The sequence below is a fragment of the Nocardioides immobilis genome, from assembly GCF_003515065.1.
Classification (GTDB): Bacteria; Actinomycetota; Actinomycetes; order Propionibacteriales; family Nocardioidaceae; genus Nocardioides; species Nocardioides immobilis.
This window is the reverse complement of sequence record NZ_QXGH01000008.1, coordinates 1-18,132: the sequence shown is the minus strand read 5'-3', so window position 1 is coordinate 18,132 and position 18,132 is coordinate 1. Positions and strand designations below refer to the sequence as shown.

Genomic DNA, 18,132 nt, shown 5'->3' with positions numbered 1-18,132 from the left:
ATCGGCTTGTTGGTCTCTTCGACGATCCGGACAGCTCCCTCACGGAACTCCCGGTCGTACTTCTTCCGCTTCTCTGGCATCTCGATCCTCATTGTCGATGCCTCTACGGTCCGGGGGGAACCTCAGGAGGCCGCGGTGACGTGCTGCGGGGTAGCCACGGCGATGTCGCAGGGGTCGAGTCGGATGCCTCCTCCGTCGAGCGATCAACAAGTGAACACGGGAACCACCTTGGGTCCGCCCGGGACGTCGCGACCAGCGAGGTTTGTCGGGCTGGGCACATCGTCGGTCGAACGGCCTGGGGTGGGACGGAGCCGCCGTAGTAGTCCGAGGCCGGGAGAGCCGGTCACATGGCGAAGGGCGGCAGTGGTATCGAGAAGAGATTGGAGGCTGTAATGCCGAAAGAGGCGCTACCGAATGGTGACGCCCGGACCGACGACGACAACACCGGTGATGCGCCGGTGGGGCCGCGGCGGCGGGTATCGGAGATGCAGGCCAAGCTTCACCGTTGGGCGGCGGCCGATCCTGGTCGCCGGTTCGACGACCTGTTCAACCTCGTGCACGACCCGGCCACGCTGATCGTGGCGTGGGACCGGGTCGCAACCAACCGCGGGGCCAAGACCGCTGGCTCGGACGGGTGGACTGTCCCCCGGATCGAAGCCGAGGTCGGTGTCACGCGGTTTCTGGACGACCTCCGGATGCAGATCAAGTCCGGAGAGTTTCGACCGCAACCGGTGCGGGAGCGCAAGATCCCCAAGCCGGGCGGGTCGGGCAAAGTGCGGCGCCTCGGGATTCCGACGGTGGCTGACCGGGTCGTCCAGGCGGCGTTGAAACTGGTGCTGGAACCGATCTTCGAGGCCGACTTTGAGCCGGTCTCCTATGGGTTCCGGCCCGAGCGGCGCGCACACGACGCGATCGCCGAGATCCACAAGTTCGGTACCCAGGGTTATCGGTGGGTGCTGGACGCGGATATCGAGGCGTGCTTTGACTCCATCGACCACGTGGCCCTGATGGACCGCGTGCGAGGCCGGGTCAAGGACAAGCGGGTGTTGCGGCTGGTCAAGGCGTTCCTCAAGGCCGGGATCCTTACCGAACTCGGCGACTACGAGGACACCGGCACCGGCACGCCGCAAGGCGGCATCTTGTCCCCGCTGCTGGCCAACATCGCGCTGTCGGTGCTCGATGAGCACCTGCACGCGGGGTGGAAGCCGGACGGGCCGATGTCGACCTCGTATCGACGTCAGGTGAGGAAGAGGAAAGACCTGCCGAACTGGCGCCTGGTCCGCTACGCGGACGACTTCGTGGTGCTCACCGATGGGACCGACCAGCACCTCACCGAACTGCGCGAGGAGATCGCTCAGGTGCTCGCTCCACTCGGGTTGCGGTTCTCTGCGACCAAGACCCGGATCGTGCACATGAGCCAGGGGTTCGACTTCCTCGGCTTCCGCATCCAGTGGAAACGCAAGAGGGGCACCAACAAGTGGTACGTCTACACCTTCATCGCCGACCGGCCGTTCCGGTCGGTGAAGGCCAAGATCCGTGCCCTGACCCCCAGGACGTCACAGCACGACCTCAGGGCTCTGCTGATCCGGATCAACCAGATCACGCGGGGCTGGACCAACTACTTCAAGCACGCCATCGCACAACGCACGTTCAGCAAGCTCCAGCACTACACGTGGTGGAGGATCGTGCGGATGATGCGAACCCGGCACCGCTGGAAGTGGAAGGACATCCGTCGCTGGCTCACCGACCACACCGGCCGGTGGCATCCCATCAGCGCGGACGGGATCGACCTGTTCAACCCCGAGACGATACCCATCACGAGGTACCGCTACCGGGGCAACCAGATCCCCAACCCCTGGGTCAGCGCTGCCTGAACCAACCTCACGGCAGAGACCATGGAGAGCCCGGTGCGGTGAAAGTCGCACGCCGGGTTCGGCGAGCGGCCTGGGGAAACGGACCAGCAGCAATGCCGGCACCGCGCCCCAGGCCGACTCCACCAAAAGCATCTCTATCGCGCTGCGAAAATGCCCCAGGGGGTCCGAACTGAAGAACGTGTCGTCCAGTTCCGCGACCTGATCTGGGGTGAGATGCGGCGAGCCGGAGGAGAGATACATCGGTTCGACAGGCTACGCCCACCTGCCTGGCTGCACCTCAACCGCGATCACCCGAGTGGCGACCTGCCTGATCGCGGATGTAGACCACGGCGAGCTTCGGGACGCCAGCCCGCTACCCGCGTCACTCCGCCGCGACAGCAGCCCTGGGCCTACGGTTCGGTTGGGTGATCGGATTGGATCTGCGATCACCTACACATGGCGATGAACGCTCGTGAAGAGCCACCGAGGTCCGTGATCGTCGCATCGGGACCACCAGCCATGCGTCGGAGGTTCCGGCTTTAATGACATAGCTCGACCGAGGCGCCCCGGCCTCGGCGGCCTATCCGCTATCCGCAGGAGGCCTCGATGCGCGTCATCACCTGGAACATGGGCGGAATCGCCTACGCACGCTCTGCCCCGCGAGCGTGGCAGCAGGTCCTGGCATGGGACCCCGATGTCGCGTTGCTCCAGGAAGCGTTCGCGCCGACCGACATCCCAGCCGAACTCTGGGCGTTCACGCCGTACCGCGACATCACTCCTGCCCGGGGCACGCTGGTCTACAGCAAGAACGGCCTGGAAGCGTCGCCGCTGCAAGGCCGGTTCCATCCGGCGGTCGGTGACCTCGTGACGACTGCACAGATCACGGTGGGACCAGCAGCCATGCTGTTCGCCAGCATCCACGCCGTGGTCAATCCACTGTCCCCTGATCTCATCGAGGGGCTAGACCTGACCGACGTGCCCACCTACGAAGGCGGCCGCCACCACGCACTTGACCTGATCCTCGAAGACCTGGCCACCGTGACCCGGCCGCGCGGAAGCCGCTTCGTGGTCGGCGGCGACCTGAACACCAGCGTGCGGTTCGATGCCATGTACAACAAGGACTCGGCAACCAGGTGGTTCACGCGGGCGCGCGACGCCAAATGGCGAGCAGCCCATCCCAAGTTCCACGCCGGCGAGGAACGCACGCTCTTCCGGAAGGGGCGCGAGGAGCTCTACCAGATCGACCACCTCTTCACCGACAACCAAACGTGGAAGACGCTGAAGTCATGCCAGGTCTTGCAGGTGCCTTACCTCTCCGAGCTCAGCGATCACGCACCCCTGGCGCTGGAGTGGTGAGGGCCGTGCAGACCTCGTCCCGATCGGCTGCCGAGCAGGAGGCACGGGAGTTCATCGCTGCCGTGCGCTGACAGTTCGCCACGACCATGCCGGACTGGCCACACGAATACACCGTGAAGGCCTGGCGGCCCGACCTGCTGGAGGACTTCGTGGCACTCTGCCAGCTGATCGGCGCGCACGGAGTTCAGGAGCCGTGGCCACCCCCTCCCGCGCGCCCGATCTACCACAACCACTACCTAGTGCTCGGTAAACACAAGTACTGGGCGATGGGGCCACAGGGAGACAGCGACCCACCCGACGAGAAGACAGTGATCAACCGCGCGCCTTTGACGTAACGGGCCGTCGACTCGACCGGGTCGGACGGAAGTTCGGTCGAAATGTTGTTCGACGTCATCACGAGATGTCGAGCGCTCGTGACCGGACCTGTTATCCGATCGCTTCGCTAGTGGATCTGTGTCTTTACGCGGCGAGTAGCTCCCGTAGTCGTGCGCTCTGACCGGGGGTGAGCGTCAAGCTGGTGGGTCCGCGGTGACGACCAACGATGTGTTGGTCCGGCTCACCCAGAACACCGAAAGCATGAGGCGCTCGCGCGCGAGGGTCGGCAGCCTCTGCACGAGTCCTCGGTACTGCCGGTTGTCGGGCATCGCGATTGCATAGGACGCGGTCGGGTCATCCATCCGCTGCACCAGCTCGCCCAGCATGCCGACGAAGTAGTTGTGCTGCTGAGGGCCCGCCGCACCCAGTTCGGCCTTCGCCTCGACCACCCATCGACGACCGTCGGGATGGCTCGCGGCGATATCGATACCAGGGGTTCGGCCCCAGGCGACCTGGACCTCGAAGCCTTCGGCGGCCAGCATGTCCCGTACCGCAGCCTTCACTTCGTCCTCGCTGTCGGCGGCGCTCGAAAACTGAACAGTTTCGGCCCGAAACCGATCACTTTTCAAGCGCCGGTATCGACCAGCTTTCGAGCGCCGTCCACACTCGCTGATTGGCTGGATTGAGGTGGAAGTGCCAGCCGCGGCGATCGTGGAAGAACGCGTTGACGCAACCGTGGGGCCCGGCGCCGTCGCGTCTGGCAGCGCGTTGACGATCTTTCCGTCGGGACCGACGTGACGGCGAAGAAGCCCTTTGGCTTCTAGCCGTCGCGCCGTTTGGTTAATCGACTGTCGCTGGCTCACCCCAAGTCGTCGGGCAAGCTGGTCGTCGTCCATGGGTCTGAATCGAATCGCTTCGAGGATGCGCTCGGCGATTGTGGCCATGCTCGATGATCGCAGGACCCAACGTCGGATCCCACCTGTTCAGCGTCCCCTTCGACGGAGCATGACCCGAGGAGGCTCGCGTCTTTCCGCCGCCAATGACGCGGGGCCCGACTACCACGCGGCTCGTCGCAAACGCACTCTTCTGCCGGACGTTGAGCCGTCCCGGTGAGGGATCCTTTGGGGCATGAGGAAGTTCGAGCGCGGGGTCGTGCGTCAGTTCGTGTCGGACGACCTGAAGACACTTACGTTTCTGGCAGCAAGACGCGACCGAGTCCGAGGAAGTCGACGGCGCCGACCAGAAGATTGCCGACTCGGAGCCGACGGATGGGAACTCGTCACGGTCACAACGGCGGCCAAGACCGCCGCGTGGTACTTCACACGTCGACGGGATTGACGGACGCGCCTCCACTGGTTCGGACTGTGCTCGAGGGTGATCGGTTGCGTCACCCGACTCGATTTCCTCATTCATCGCGGTTCGATCCTGTGAAACGTCGACTGCCTGGCACCGCGGACTCCTCCAGAGTCTGGGACGACGAGCGGCTCCTGGCCGCCTACGCGACGTCGCGATCGTCCATCAGTTTCCCTTGAGATCGTCGGAGGGGCGGCTCCCTCTCCGCGCCTTCGGGTTCGAGGCTAGGGCAAACGGCCGCGGGAGACGCGTGCTGCCTCACGTCAATATGCCCTTGAAACGTAACCTTGACGGTCCCTACCCGCGAGAGGACTCTTGTCACAGATCCGGCGAAGCGTCCGGGCCCACTGCTGACCGACACTCGGGACGCGTTATGAGCGCACAGCTGCCAAGCCATATCTACTACTTCGAGGTGGGCGCGGGCGGCTGGGCCGGCACGTTCAGATTCAAGGTGACCGGGTGGCGCGAGATGCGCCGCGCCCGCATCGGCGTCAAGAACCTTCTACTGGTCGCGGCGATGCAGGCGACCCAGACAGTCACCGGACCGTCCCGTCTCACCTCGGTCGTCGTGCCGCATCCTGACGAGGGCGAGCGCGGCGTGGTCGACAACGCCGTCCGGCTGTCCAAGTTCCGAATCCCGCTGTACGACCTGCACGAGCGCTACATCCTGTCCCCCGACGGCCAAGGGGTGAGGGTGATTGCCCAGGAGCACTTCGGGCCAATCCCGCGCATCTTCTCCCGCAGCTTCGAGTATCCGGCGCAGATCAGGTCCGACGGTCTCGGGTCGACCTACCACATGCCGCTGCTGGGCAGCCCGTGGACGGCCACCTACCAGGTCGGAATGGACCGCCGCAGCCTCGCCGGCGAACTGCGCTGCACGTGGGCAGAAGCGCACGAGCAGGCAACCCGAGGTGACCGGCCGTGACAGAATCAGCGCGTCTGGCCGAAGAGGCGGTCGCGGACGTCGCGGAGCGACTCGCCGAGTACGTCGTCCGCTACGAAGCGGCACGCGACAGCCGGGCTGTCTTCGCCTACCTCTACCTGCAACTGACCAGATCCCTGGCCACCGCACTGAGCGTCGGTGACCCCGTGTTCCGGGACCCGTCATGGGTCGCCGACCTCGCCGAGAGCCTGGCCGGTGAGTACTTCGCCGCCTCCGACGCGATGGATGCTTGGGCAGCCAGGACCGGGACTACCCCGCAGACCACAGTGGCCCCCGAGGAACTCCCTCACACGGTGCCCGAGCCGTGGCGAGAGGTGTTCGCGGCCATCAGCGGCGGACGCTCATACGTCCTCGAGGACGCACTTTTCTCGATGATGGCGCACATCACCTACGACCTCCCCGTCGCGATGAGGCGGATGGCCGCCAGGTCCAATGTCACCAGCCATATCGCCGACTTCCACCTGATGAACGACGTCCTCGGGATAGCGATCGACTTCGTCCAGGACGAACTCGCCTCCCGCTACTGCTGGTGGCTGGCCGACCTCGACCGGATCTTCGCGCGCAACGACGAGCTGTTCTCCAACTACGGGATCCGCGTTTCCCGCGGTATGGCCTGGTTCAACTTCTCCCGGCTCACCGACCCGGCTGCGGCCGACGACGCCGAACGATCAATCCGCACGAGTACCGGCGCCTTCATCCAGCAGGTCCGGGAACCTGACTGGTGGGCGTTGCGCGTGGCCACGCGTGCCGGCCGGCTGCTGGTGCCCGAGCGACGACGCTGGCCGTCGGCCAGTTCCACGCCCTGAACGGCAAGGTTCCGGGCTCCAAGCGACAGGCGGGGCTCAGGTGCCGCTGGCACTGGATTGTCCTCAAGCGCTCCGATCATGACGGCGAACTCGAAGAGGCCACGTGTCCGCGACCGCATCGCGCCCGAGGTCCCCGAGGGCTGGCGTCGACCCGGGCGATGGCCGAACGGCGCGGATCGACCTCGGCACCGTCGCCGTCGATGCGGTGACCCGTTATAGAGCACGATCTGCCGGGCGACGCCGAGGACGCGGGCGGGGGCCCACGTGTCCACCGAGATGACCCTGCTGTACGCCTCGCTCGCCGCACCCACCGTCCGAGCCGCCTACGAGGAGGCGGGCAAGGCCCGCACCCGGTTGCCCCCCATCGCTGCGGTCCGCCAACCATCGTGCCCAACCGAGTCGAATGGCTGCGCGGCGAGATGCTCAAGACAGATCGAATGAGAACCTACACCGCCGGCAGTGCAGCGCCCGTCCTGGACGCGTGTTGCGCCAGCCACTGGCTCGGGTTGACGTTGTCGGGTCCGTAGATGCTCCCGTTGTGGAGGTGGACCTCGAAGTGAAGGTGGCAGCCGGTGGCGTTCCCACGGGCACCGGCCTCGCCGATCTGCTGACCGGCACGTACGGACTGCCGGGCATGGACGTCGAGAGTCTGCATGTGGGCGTACCAGGTGGCGACCGAGTCCGGCCCGGTGACGACCTTGACCAGCCACCTGCCCGCCCAGGGCTGATTGGCGTCAACCTCGACGGTGCCGCTCGTCGCAGCGCGGACCGGGGTCCCGCACGGGACGGAGAAGTCGGTGCCGGTGTGCCACGAGTCCCAATGACTACCCCCGTCATCACCCCAATTGTCTACGTCGGTGCCGACGAGCGCTGGGGGAACCGGGGGCACAACCGTGGCGGGCGGCACTGCCGCGACGGTCGCCGTGACCAGCGGGTGGTCACTGAGTCGCTGCAGCCGGGGTGCAGGATCAACATCTGCGGCAACAAACGAGGTGTTTGCGCCGAAGATGTGATCGACACCCCGGTCGCGGGCGGGCGGCTGGCACGGGACAGCAACACCCGCCCCGAAGGCGTTCGTCATTGATCCGCGAAGCCGGCAATGTGCTCGAGGGTCGTCCTGCCCGTCGTTGAAGTCGCCGACGAGGAAGACGGGGTCCCCCGACCGCGCAAGCTCTCGCACGGTGGCGAACTCGCGGACCACTGCGGTTTGACGCGTGTGTTCAGACGTGCCTCCCCGACCACTGATCGGCTTGCGGAACGATTTGATGCAGGCGACGCGAAGCCCCGCTGCACTTCGCCCAGTAGGCCGCACGCGTTCCGGTGCACTCTCGCGTCACACTCCTGAGGCCACTCGTGGCCCCGCGCGGCCGTTGCCGCACGTCAGGCGGCGGGCTGCTTACGCCAGCCGATAGAAGCGGAAGAAATCGTCGTTGATGACGAGCATATCGACGCCTCGGAAGCCGGTGGCAAGGGCGGGCTCGCGTACGATAGTCGGTCGCATCACCGTCCCGGTCGCCACGGACGGGTTGGTGAACATCGAGTCAGCCAGGCAGCACATCAAGCTTCACCCGTACATCAGGCGTTCGACTTCATCACCCGGCTCGGTGAACTACACACCCGTCGTGGCGACAAGTCCGTGACGGTGACATAGACCTCACTGCAGTCCGCGACGGCACCGGCCCAGCTCGGCTGTTGGACCAGTCAACGGAGTTGCGTGCCCGCACTTTGCCCGGCCTGCATGTGATTGTCGTACAGGGCTTGACGACCCAAGCCCCTCGCACGATCCCCTACCCGGGCCGACTCGCCAATTCATCTACGGAGGTCATCCCTGAAGGAGCGGGGCCGGTCAAGAGTGTTGGCCGGCCTTCTTCTTGTCCTCGACCCGGTAGTTGCGCGCGCTGATGAGGCGGCGGGGGTCCAGGCTCGGGCGGAGCCCGACCGCGGAGCGGCCGGCAGGGCCTTGACGCCGACGCCGTTCGGCGCATCCTGTTCGGGTGTCGAGGGGTGGGTGTGGCAGTCCTCTCCCCGGAGTCGTCTGGGTGGAGGTTGGTGGACGTGGCTCGCATCAGTGCCGGTGCTTTGCCGTGGGGAGCAGGCCGGTGTGGCTGCTCGGTCATCCCTTCGCCGCGTGGTCGGCCAGTAGGTCGTGGCCGGGCGGCATGATGGGGTGCGCCAGTCCGGTCGGTCGGGGTCAATCAGTCAGCGCGACCTCGCCGCGGACGGGGGTCATGACCTGCACGACCTCGCGACCGGCCGGGAACCTGTGGGTGCCGTTCATGCCGACTCCCGCGATGGATGCTGGAGTGCGCGGACGTGGCCGTCGCGCAGCGCGTAGTAGACGTACTCCATCTGCAGCCTGGCCGCGGCGACCTTGCCGATGTTGGTCCCGCGTCGTGCGGCGACCCGGTCCCGTAGGGCGCCGACCCGGGTGTGGGGGCTCACCAGTTGGACCGACTCGACCGCGGCCCAGCGGACCAGTCGGGAGCCCTGTTTGGTGATCCGGCCGCGGTGCACGTGGGTGTCGGACTCGTGGTGCTTGGGGGTCAGCCCGGCCCAACAGGCCAGCTGTGGCGCGGTGGCGAACCGAGACACGTCGCCGACCTCGGCGACGAACACCGCTCCGAGTACCGGGCCGATCCCGGGGATCTGCTGGAGCGCCACGTAGCCGGGGTCTGTGCGGACTTGGCCTTGGACCAGGTTGGTGAACAGGTCGATCTCGAACTCCAGGTCCTCCAGCAGCCGACGCAGCGAGGCGATCCGCGCCGCGTACGGCGCGGGCAGCTTCAGCCGATCCAACAAGGCGGTGCCGTCGACACCGAACAGGTCGGTCATCAGCACCTGGATCCCGCACTTGGCCAGCACCGCGTGCACCTCGGCCTTGCAATGCGAGCGGAGCCCGACCAGCTTGGCCCGGTGCCGCACCAGCTCCCGCAGCTCCCGGGTCGCCGGCGGTGCGATCCACGCCTCGGGCAGTCGCCCCATTCGGAGCAGGTCGGCCAGGTCGGTGGCGTCGCGGACGTCTTCTCCGAACTAGAAAATGATCTGGGAAGGCTGCTTGCCGGCGGGGGTCACTGATGGTTCCGGAGGTGGTGCGGGTCGGAGCTGGTGCGGCCGGCGGTGTCGGCGAAGCTGGGGGTGCCGAGGTGGACGGTCTGGTTGCGGCGGGCGGTGATCTGGTCCATCTGGGCGAGCTTGGCGCGGGCGCCGGCGAGGCTGACTTTCAGCCCTTCGGCTTCACCGAGCCAGCGGTGGGACTCGGCTTCGGCGATGCGGTCGATGAGGTTGTCGCGGATCTGTGTCAGGCGGGGTCGGGCGGCGGGGTCGGGCCGTAGGAGCGGGCAGCGCAGACAGCTGTGCTCGTGGATGCAGGGTGTGTCGTAGGAGCGGCCGCAGTCGCCGACGGCGACCTTGCGGTGCTCGAAGTGGCCGATGAACTCGGCCCATTCCTCATCGGTCGGGACGCGGTACTCCTGGCCGGGGCGCAACGAGCGGCGGCGGGCGATGAACGCCCGGTGCCCGTTGATCACCTCTTCGGGGTAGACGGCCTTGTAGCCCATGGTGGTGTTGATGTCACGGTGCCCGGCGACGAGTTGAGCGATGTGTGGCGGCATGCCGTGCATGATCGCGTCGGTGATGAACAGCCTGCGGAAGTCGTGGAAGGTGTAGCGCATCGGACGGCCGCCTGCGTCCTTGACGCCGAGCGCGGTCAGGGCGTGGTCGAGGTAGCCGCGTAGCGAGGTCTCGCTGACGGGGCGGTTCTCCAGCCGTCGGCGCCATTGGAACAGCAGCGGCATCGGTGCGTTGTAGACGCGTTCGTTCTTGTCGTAGGAGACCACCATGGGCACGTGATGCTGACCGCTGCGGACCCGGGCGACGATGGTGGACAGCACATCGGCGAGTTCGGGTGAGATGACCAGCAGCCGTTCGGCGTCGGTCTTGGACGGGGCGATCTGCAGGAGCGGGATCAGCTCGCTGGTGGCCGGCAGCCGGTACTGGATGAGGCTGTGGTGCGACAGCTCGGTCAGCTCCTCGATCCGGATGCCGGTGTGGCGCAGCACCTCCACCATCGCCCAGGTCCAAAAGCCTCGGTGGTCTTCGAAGGTCAGGTCGCGTCGTTGCCCGGTGTCGGGATGCTCGGCCCAGATCCGGCCGGTGGTCTCGGTCTTCATCACTGCCCGGCGCAGTGTCTGGCCGGCGGTGGTGAACAGCCCGCCGGGCTGGGTGCGTTCGGCGGCGGCGAGCACCTCGGCGGTGCGGGCCCGTTCGGCATCGACCCAGGACACCAGCGCCGGCAACACCGGCAGCCGTTCCCGGGTGCGGGCGTCCATCCGGGACTTGCGCCGGGACCGGTCCTTCTTGTGCGAAACGTCGCTGGCGCTGACCGGGCAGCGCACCGCCCACGGCCCCCACCGGCCCGGGTCGTCGTCGGCCCACTCGGCGAGATCGAGGTAGAAGGCGCGCACTGCCGACAGCACGCTGCGCCCGTCCAGCCGCACCGACACCTGCGTCACTGGCTCGCCGGCGGGAGAGGTCGTCGTGCGGGTGCGGGTCATCACCCGCTGCTTCCAGGCCACGGCGACATCGCGGGGCAGCTGGAGCGAGTCGATGCCGGGATGGTGGGCTTCTAGGTCTGCCCAGAACAGTTTCCCGAGCAGGTAGGCGAAGCGTTGCAGCGAGGAGAAGTCCACCGACGGCTGGCGTTCGCGCAGGTAGTCGACCAGCACATCACGCACGGGGCGGCAGGTGATCTTGTAGCGGTCGATCAGCTGTTCGCAGGTCGGTTGTCCGCGGCCGGAGAACATCTCGATCGCCGCGGGCGCGTCCTCGCCCAAGACACCGTGGCTGCGCAGCAGGTGGTAGAACAGCGGGCTGTGCGCGTGCCCCTCAGAGGTGGCGCGCATGCCGGCGGCGACTTGGAGGAGTTCGACGCAGTCACCGACCCGGACCGCGGCGACCGGCCCGCCCTTGGCGGCCACGATGACCGCGACCCGGGTCAGCGCCTGCTGTCCGCTCTGGAGTCCGACCCGGCCTTGGGTGCACGACTCGGCGAGCGCAGCGAACGCCGCCGCATCCCGGGTGCGGGCCATCTCGGTGGCGAGGTTGCGTCGCGCCGGGGCGAAGCGCAGCAGCCACCCCACGCTGGGTCGGATCACGTCGGCGCAGATCAGCACCAGCAGTCCGGGGCTCAGGTGCGGCAGGTGTGTCCCGGTGTCCGTCCTGGCCCGGGACCGACCGGCCGCCGCGGTCGTGAGCAGGTCTCGCCAGTCGCTCCGATCCTCCGCGCCGCTGGCCCGCCACCGTTGCTGCCAGCTGTCCCCGGGGTGGGTCTGCAGCCAGTTCAGCACCGCCAGCACCCCCAGCCGGCGGGTCTGCTGGCTGGCCGGGTTGTCCAACGTGAACGGCGCGGCCAGGACCCGGGCCAACACCGCGGACCGGCTCGCCTCGGTCGCCGGCCACGACGACGCGATCGGGCGGGGCGGGAACGCGGCCAGCAACTGGGCCCCGGTCGGCTTCACCGGCCCGCTCGACGCCGATGCGGCATCGGTGGCCGCCCCGACGATCACCTCGGCGATCACCCGCTGACTGCTGGCGGTCACGAGCCGTCCTCGCCGAACAAGATCTGCAGGCTCTCGGCCCGATATCCCGGCGCCGGCGGAGCGGCCGGGGCGCGATCGCGTTGCCGGGCGTGGAAGGCGAGTACCCCGGCGATCACGTCCTCGGTCACCGGGTTCAGATAGCGCTGCGTGGTCGACAGGTGCGCATGGCCCAGCACCCACTGCACGTCGGTCAGCGGCATCTGAGGATCCCTGGCCATCCGATACGCCGCGGTGTGGCGAAGATCGTGCAGCGACCAGTTCGCGTCCAACGCGGCGTTGGCGCGGGTGAACATCACCCGGGCCGCGTCGTAGCTCAACGCCCGGAACGGACGCCGCAGCGTCCACCACAACGGCTCGTCGCGGCCCGGTGGCACCAGATCGGCCAACTGCGCCCGATACAGCCGCAGCCACACGAACGCGTCCGGCGCGGCCGGCAACGGCTGCAGCACCCGGGTTCCCTTCCGCATCACGGTGAGCAGCTGCTGGCCCGGGTCCACGTCGGCGACCCTGGCACCCAGCAGCTCCGAGGCCCGCGCGCCGGTCGAGACCCAGAACGCGACCAGCGCCCGATCCCGGTGCGAACCCAGCTGCGCGAACAACTCATCGAACCGTTCATCCGGGATGCACCGCGGTGCCCGGGTCACCACCTTCGGCCGGTACCGGCCGCTGCGCTGCCCGGTGAACGGGTCCATCGGATGGTGATGAGCCTGCGCCCGCCCGGGCCCGCGGTGCCTAGACAGCGGGAACGGGTTGACCATCGGCCCGGTCCCGGCCTCCAGATGGAAGTCGTAGAACCCGCGCAGCACGCTCTCGGAATGCGCAGCCGTCGCCGCCTCGTAGCCGTCCCCACGAGACGGCTTGCCGGTCACCGCGTTCACCTTCGCCGCGACCGGTCCCGTGCCCGATCCCGGAGCGTCACCGGCCGGATACCGCCAATGCGGCCGGACCGGCTTGACCGTGATCTGCAGCCACCGGAAGAAGTCCCGCGCCTCGGCTCGGGTCGCCTGATCCCAGCCCACCCCGAGCGCCCACAGAAACCGGAACCAGCGCAGCAGGTCCATCCCATACGAACGCTGCGTCGTCGCCGGCCGCCCGCACGCCACCAGCTCGGCGAAGAACGCCGAGGCGGATACGACGACCTCACCACCGGCGTCAACGAGCCGGTACGGCTGGAACAGATCCCCGGTCGCCTCAAGCGACCCCTGCCGCGGCACCACCAGCCCGGACAACTCCCGGGGCACATCTCCGTCGACGGTCACGAGCGGTGAACCTAGCCATCACCGCGCAACCCCACACGCACCGCCGGCAAGACCCACCCGGTAGTTCGGTCAACAGGTCGGTCTTCCGGCCCGGCACCGCCTTCATGTGCGCGGCGTTGAGCAGCCACACCGTCATCGCCTCCTCCAGGCAGTAGAACGGCGGCTTCCAATACGTCGAGGTCGATTCCATCGCCGCGATCGTCACGCCGTGTTCGAGCAGCCAGTCCCGCATCACTGCCAGCGACCCCGTCGTCGTCTTGAACGTGCGCGTCTGACTGTGCCGACTGCCACGTCGCGTACCCGGCGTGCGCACGCACATCGTCACCGACGCCTTGCCGACATTGAGTCCCGCGACCCGCTCGTAGAGCACTTCCATCTTGATCAGCTCCTCGTTGCGAACCCGGCCCGCCCGGACGGCCGAGCCGACGCCGCTCGGAAGGCCTTCTGCCAGGACACAAACCCACGTGCTCGCAGCAACAATCCAGAGGCAGCCGAAGACCCCGATCCATATACCTCATCGGGCTCACCCGCACCAGTGTGTGCCGACGTCGCCGAGCGAACGCGACCACGATTCTCTTCCCCCCGGTGAAGCGACGAAGTCGCAGTGCTTTACACCTCGTGCATCCTCGGCGCCAGCCGTGCTCCCGACAGCAGCGGCTGGAGTGGAGCGTCCAGGTACGACGGCACGGTAGTCGCCATCAGCCATGTCCCCCGTCCGCGTGCCGATCGTCGACCCACGACCCGCAGCCGGAGATCCGAACCAACAGGTGGTTCAGGCACGTCGGCGACCCCGGGTGTGCCGGTGCAGGGCAGCCGGGGAATCGCACTCGGCGCCGGGCGTAGGCGAAGGTTTGGTTGGCCGCGCGCCGGGTGCTCATAGGGAGCCCATCTCCTCACCGCGGGGTTGCTCTTGCAGCGCAACGGTCCGCCGCAGCCGCCGGACCGTTGGCTGACCCAACCCGGTCAGTTGCACCACGTCAGCCACCGAGAGTTGCTCACGCAGCAGTCGCTCGACCGCGGTCCCAGCCGCAACCTCAGCCGCGTCCATCGCCCGCTCGGCCTCGGCCCGGGCCTCCCACGCCAGCTCGACGTCGACCGTGGCCTCATCGATCCGCTGCTCTCGGGCCAGCTGCAGCGGGTCCAGCTGACGCCGGCGCTCCCGCGCCGCCTTCAGCCGGCTTTCCCGGGCGCGGTCACGACCGGCCTGCGCCTGTGCCGCGGTGCTCACTGGCAACCACCTCTTCCTTGATCCGTGGTCGCGGCCACGTCACCGCGACGCCTTCACAAGACAGAAGCAACGTCGCGCCCGACCGATCGGACAGCCCGCGCCCGACTTTCGGACCCACCGTCGAGGCGAGCACCGCCGCCGCTCGCCACCGCGCCGCGGACCCCCTCACCTGCCTCGCACCCCATGCACTGTCGGAAATTGGTGCCGGGCAGACGTCCGAAACCGGGTCGCCGAGGTTGCTTCTCCGTGACGTGATGGGTGTGCACAAGCTGACCGCGGGAGACGGGTACACGTACCTGACCCGTCAGGTCGCCGTGCACGATGCGACCGACCGCGGCCATGCGGGACTGGCCGACTACTACGCGGAGAAGGGCGAGTCACCGGGTCGTTGGTTCGGCGCCGGGCTCGGCGAACTGGGGGTCGCCGTCGGCTCCGAGGTCACCGAGACCCACATGCGGAACCTCTTCGGCGAGGGTCGTCACCCGGATGCGGAGAGGCTGGAGAACGCCGCCCTGGACGCCGGGAAGAGCGTCGCGCAGGCCAAGAACGCCTCCCAGCTCGGTCGCATCTTCGCGATCTACCGGGGCAACCAGCCGGAGCTCATCCAGGAGACCGCCAAGCGCTACATCGCCTACAACCTGCAGCACGGTGCGCACTGGAAGACCCCGGTGCCGGCCGAGGTGCGGGCGAAGATCCGCACCGAACTGGCCAACGAGCACTTCCTCCGCGAGCACGGTCGGGCCCCAATCGATGACCGTGAGCGTGGCTCGTTCATGGCCAAGGCCACCCGCCAGCAGACCACCGCGGTGGCCGGCTACGACCTCACCTTCGCACCCGTGAAGTCCGTCTCGACGCTGTGGGCGCTGGCCGCCCGCGACGTCGCCAAAGAGATCGAGGCCGCACACCACTCGGCCGTCGAGGCCACGCTGTCGTGGCTGGAGAAAGAGGTGCTGTTCACGCGCCGCGGCCGCGGCGGGCTCCAGCAGGTCAAGGCGAAGGGGCTGATCGCGGGCATATTCACCCACCGCGACGCCCGCTCTTCCGACCCTCACCTGCACACCCACGTGCCACCAGCGACGCCCCCGACCTGGCCACGCCACGCACGTCAGGAGCGGTCTCGAAGGTGGTCCACCCGGTGTCGCTGGTCTCGGTGCCCGAAGACCTCGCGGCCGCCCAGCAGCGACTCGCGACGTTCCTGCGCCCGATGGTCGCCTTCGATTCCGCATTCTCGGGCGAGCCGGAGGTCAGCGCCGACTCTGCCCGTCAGCTGACGGCTAGCCAGCTTCACCTGTGCCGGGTCTTCTCGAAGATGGCGGCCCGCGCTCCCAAGACTGCGACGTTCGTGTCGTTCTTCGACGCCCGCGGCGAGGTGCTGGAATCGCTGCAGCCGCAGCTCCGGCACCTGGTCGACGTCAGTCCGCAGGAACCGAACATGCGCCGGTTCTGGCAACAGGGCGAGATCACCGCGGCGATCACCCGGATGGAGGACCAGGGTCTGGTGGTGACTCTCCAGCCCCACCAGATGCTCGCCCTGGCCAACGCCACGCACGAGGTCACCCACAACCTAGGCAGGTCGCTGCGGCGGGAACTGCTTCGCTCCAGCTCCAACCTGCGTGATGGCAGCCCTCGTCACGTGGGAGGGCCCGTCCGAGTCCGCAGAGGCTCACGACTGGAGGCCACCCTCGCCGACCTGGTCAACCTGCCAGCGCCCAGGTCGCCAGTCGCACAGTTCAGCAATCCCCTGCAACGGGCCGCCCTGCGTCAGACTCTCGACATGACGCCGACCGCACCCCGGCCGCCGTCCCCATTCCCCGCCGCCCGCAGCCTCGGCACGAGCCGCTACGGCCAGTGAGACAGGGAACCGCCATGGGTCGTCCGTCCAAGGCCGAACTCCAGGCCCGCCGTAGAGCGGTCGGCCAGCAGCCTGCATCGACCCCGCCTGAGAACACCACGACGGCGTCCAAGCCAGCGAAGACCACGACTCAGCGCAGCCATCCCGCTCCGGGACAGCGCACCGCACAGCCGGTCACAGTGCCGGTCGATCACAACGGACTTCCATTGTTCGACCCATTGCTGACTGCGGATCAGGTTGCTCTGTGGCTGAGGAAACCGAAGGCCACCTTGTACGCCTGGCGAACCCGGGGCTTGGGGCCGCGTGGCATCAAGGTCGGCGGGGACCTCCGGCGATGTCTAACGAACGTCGCGAATCCCTCCGGAAGGGATCCGCATGCCCAGGCACGCATGGAACAAGTCGTCGCTTGATGTGAAGCGCCGCTACTTCGAACTCATCCGGCAAGGCCTCAGCGGTTCGGCTGCATCGCAGAAGGTCGGTGTGTCGCTCAGCTGCGGGTCGTTGTGGTTCATCGACGCTGGCAGCGTGAGCGTCATCGAGAAGCCGATCGGCAGCAGGTACTTCAACCAGGACGACCGGATCGAGATCGCCGAAGGTCTCGCTTCTCGCGAATCAGTCAAGTCGATCGCGGAACGGATCGGCAAGAGCTACCAGAGCGTGTATCGGGAGATCGCCCGCAACAGGAAGCCAGACGGGAGCTATCAGCCATGGTTCGCCCACAACCAGGCCCACCTGCGGCGCAGTCGTCCTAAAGCGCGGCGGCTCGCCATCGATGGTGCCCTGCGAGCCGCCGTGGCAGGCAAGCTGGGAAAGCGGTGGTCACCGGCCCAGATCAGCCGGTGGCTGCGGCGTCGCTGGCCCCAGCGGACGGCGTGGCATCTGTGTGTCGAAACGATCTACGAGGCGGCGTATCGGGGATTGCTCAGCGTGATCGACCAGCAGATGCTGCGGACTGGTCGGACCTACCGGCACCGCCACGGCCGGGGTCGCAGTAGGGAGGGTGCGCTGAAGCAGTGCACCAACATGCGTTCGATCCACGACCGCCCGGCGATCGTCGAGACGCGCACCCAGATCGGGCATTGGGAGGGCGATCTCATCGTCGGAGCCGGCCAGCGCTCGGCGATCGCGACCCTGGTCGAACGCAAGACCCGGCACACGATCTTGGTCCCGATCCGGGGCAACCACAGCGCTCAGGTCGTCGGCGATGCACTGACCGCGGTCTTCGCCCCGCTGCCGCCGGTCTTGCGCCGCACGCTGACTTGGGATCAGGGCAACGAGATGTTCCACCACGAGCGGATCGAGGAGTCGACCGGGGTGCGGATCTACTTCGCCGACCCGCACTCGCCCTGGCAGCGCGGCACCAACGAGAACACCAACGGGCTGCTTCGTCAGTACTTCCCGAAGGGCGCCGATCTCAGCCTCTTCACCGACGAGCGGCTCCGGGAGGTGGCCGAGGAACTCAACGACCGCCCCCGCGCATGCCTCGATGACCGGTCCCCATCGCAGCTCATGCGACGATGGCGGCAACAACTCATCACTATCTGATTCGCGACGATCGCTGGAAACCGCC

At 67.6% G+C, this 18,132-nt stretch carries 14 protein-coding genes and 1 pseudogene; 7 read left to right on the top strand and 8 right to left on the bottom strand.

Features of this window, described 5'->3' with window-relative positions:
- Nucleotides 1-347: 347 nt before the first annotated feature.
- Both ltrA and D0Z08_RS00950 read left to right on the top strand, forming a co-directional pair.
- Nucleotides 348-1,874: a group II intron reverse transcriptase/maturase gene (gene ltrA / locus D0Z08_RS00955; protein ID WP_245993466.1), complete on the top strand. Its 1,527-nt coding sequence runs from the start codon at nt 348-350 to the stop codon at nt 1,872-1,874.
- Nucleotides 1,875-2,459: 585 nt separating this feature from the next.
- Nucleotides 2,460-3,209 carry an endonuclease/exonuclease/phosphatase family protein gene (locus D0Z08_RS00950; RefSeq protein WP_118921765.1) on the top strand — a complete coding sequence of 250 codons (750 nt, stop codon included), beginning with the start codon at nt 2,460-2,462 and terminating at the stop codon, nt 3,207-3,209.
- A gap of 509 nt (nt 3,210-3,718) precedes the next feature.
- On the opposite strand, the gene D0Z08_RS32840 is transcribed toward D0Z08_RS00950, so the two are convergent.
- Nucleotides 3,719-4,468 (bottom strand): MarR family transcriptional regulator, encoded by a 750-nt coding sequence (locus tag D0Z08_RS32840; protein WP_245993464.1) that lies wholly within the window; start codon nt 4,466-4,468, stop codon nt 3,719-3,721.
- Between the two features lie 782 nt (nt 4,469-5,250).
- Between D0Z08_RS32840 and D0Z08_RS00935 the strand changes: the two genes are divergently transcribed.
- On the top strand, nt 5,251-5,802 hold the full coding sequence (locus D0Z08_RS00935) for a hypothetical protein (protein WP_118921761.1): 552 nt from the start codon (nt 5,251-5,253) through the stop codon (nt 5,800-5,802).
- A complete protein-coding gene (locus D0Z08_RS00930; protein WP_118921759.1) occupies nt 5,799-6,626 on the top strand; it encodes a DUF5995 family protein in 828 nt (275 codons plus the stop codon). The genes D0Z08_RS00935 and D0Z08_RS00930 overlap by 4 nt, the downstream gene beginning before the upstream one ends.
- Before the next feature lie 445 nt (nt 6,627-7,071).
- On the opposite strand, the gene D0Z08_RS00925 is transcribed toward D0Z08_RS00930, so the two are convergent.
- The 7 genes and pseudogenes from D0Z08_RS00925 to D0Z08_RS00900 all read right to left on the bottom strand — a co-directional run bounded on the left by D0Z08_RS00925 (nt 7,072) and on the right by D0Z08_RS00900 (nt 14,710).
- Entirely contained in the window at nt 7,072-7,938 is an 867-nt protein-coding gene (locus D0Z08_RS00925) for a M23 family metallopeptidase (RefSeq protein WP_342772307.1), read from the bottom strand.
- Between the two features lie 84 nt (nt 7,939-8,022).
- The gene (locus D0Z08_RS31860) at nt 8,023-8,163 is read right to left on the bottom strand and encodes a hypothetical protein (RefSeq protein ID WP_182481083.1); all 141 of its coding nucleotides are present in this window, start codon (nt 8,161-8,163) and stop codon (nt 8,023-8,025) included.
- Nucleotides 8,164-8,900: 737 nt separating this feature from the next.
- Nucleotides 8,901-9,635: pseudogene (locus tag D0Z08_RS00920) on the bottom strand (IS110 family RNA-guided transposase); the annotation flags it as partial.
- A gap of 59 nt (nt 9,636-9,694) precedes the next feature.
- A complete protein-coding gene (locus D0Z08_RS00915) occupies nt 9,695-12,223 on the bottom strand; it encodes a site-specific integrase (protein WP_220453963.1) in 2,529 nt (842 codons plus the stop codon).
- The gene (locus tag D0Z08_RS00910; protein WP_118921753.1) at nt 12,220-13,482 is read right to left on the bottom strand and encodes a tyrosine-type recombinase/integrase; all 1,263 of its coding nucleotides are present in this window, start codon (nt 13,480-13,482) and stop codon (nt 12,220-12,222) included. The genes D0Z08_RS00915 and D0Z08_RS00910 overlap by 4 nt, the downstream gene beginning before the upstream one ends.
- Nucleotides 13,415-13,858: an IS110 family transposase gene (locus D0Z08_RS00905; protein WP_182481082.1), complete on the bottom strand. Its 444-nt coding sequence runs from the start codon at nt 13,856-13,858 to the stop codon at nt 13,415-13,417. Before D0Z08_RS00905 ends, D0Z08_RS00910 begins: the two co-directional genes overlap by 68 nt.
- A 498-nt stretch (nt 13,859-14,356) precedes the next feature.
- Nucleotides 14,357-14,710: a hypothetical protein gene (locus tag D0Z08_RS00900; protein WP_118921751.1), complete on the bottom strand. Its 354-nt coding sequence runs from the start codon at nt 14,708-14,710 to the stop codon at nt 14,357-14,359.
- A 254-nt stretch (nt 14,711-14,964) separates the two neighbouring features.
- Between D0Z08_RS00900 and mobF the strand changes: the two genes are divergently transcribed.
- From mobF to D0Z08_RS00880, 3 genes are all read left to right on the top strand, one after another.
- Nucleotides 14,965-15,981, top strand: coding sequence for a MobF family relaxase (gene mobF, locus D0Z08_RS00895; protein ID WP_245993462.1), 1,017 nt, complete (start codon nt 14,965-14,967; stop codon nt 15,979-15,981).
- On the top strand, nt 15,915-16,562 hold the full coding sequence (locus tag D0Z08_RS00890) for a hypothetical protein (RefSeq protein ID WP_118921749.1): 648 nt from the start codon (nt 15,915-15,917) through the stop codon (nt 16,560-16,562). Before mobF ends, D0Z08_RS00890 begins: the two co-directional genes overlap by 67 nt.
- 525 nt (nt 16,563-17,087) lie before the next feature.
- Entirely contained in the window at nt 17,088-18,107 is a 1,020-nt protein-coding gene (locus tag D0Z08_RS00880; RefSeq protein WP_220453962.1) for an IS30 family transposase, read from the top strand.
- Nucleotides 18,108-18,132: the final 25 nt, after the last annotated feature.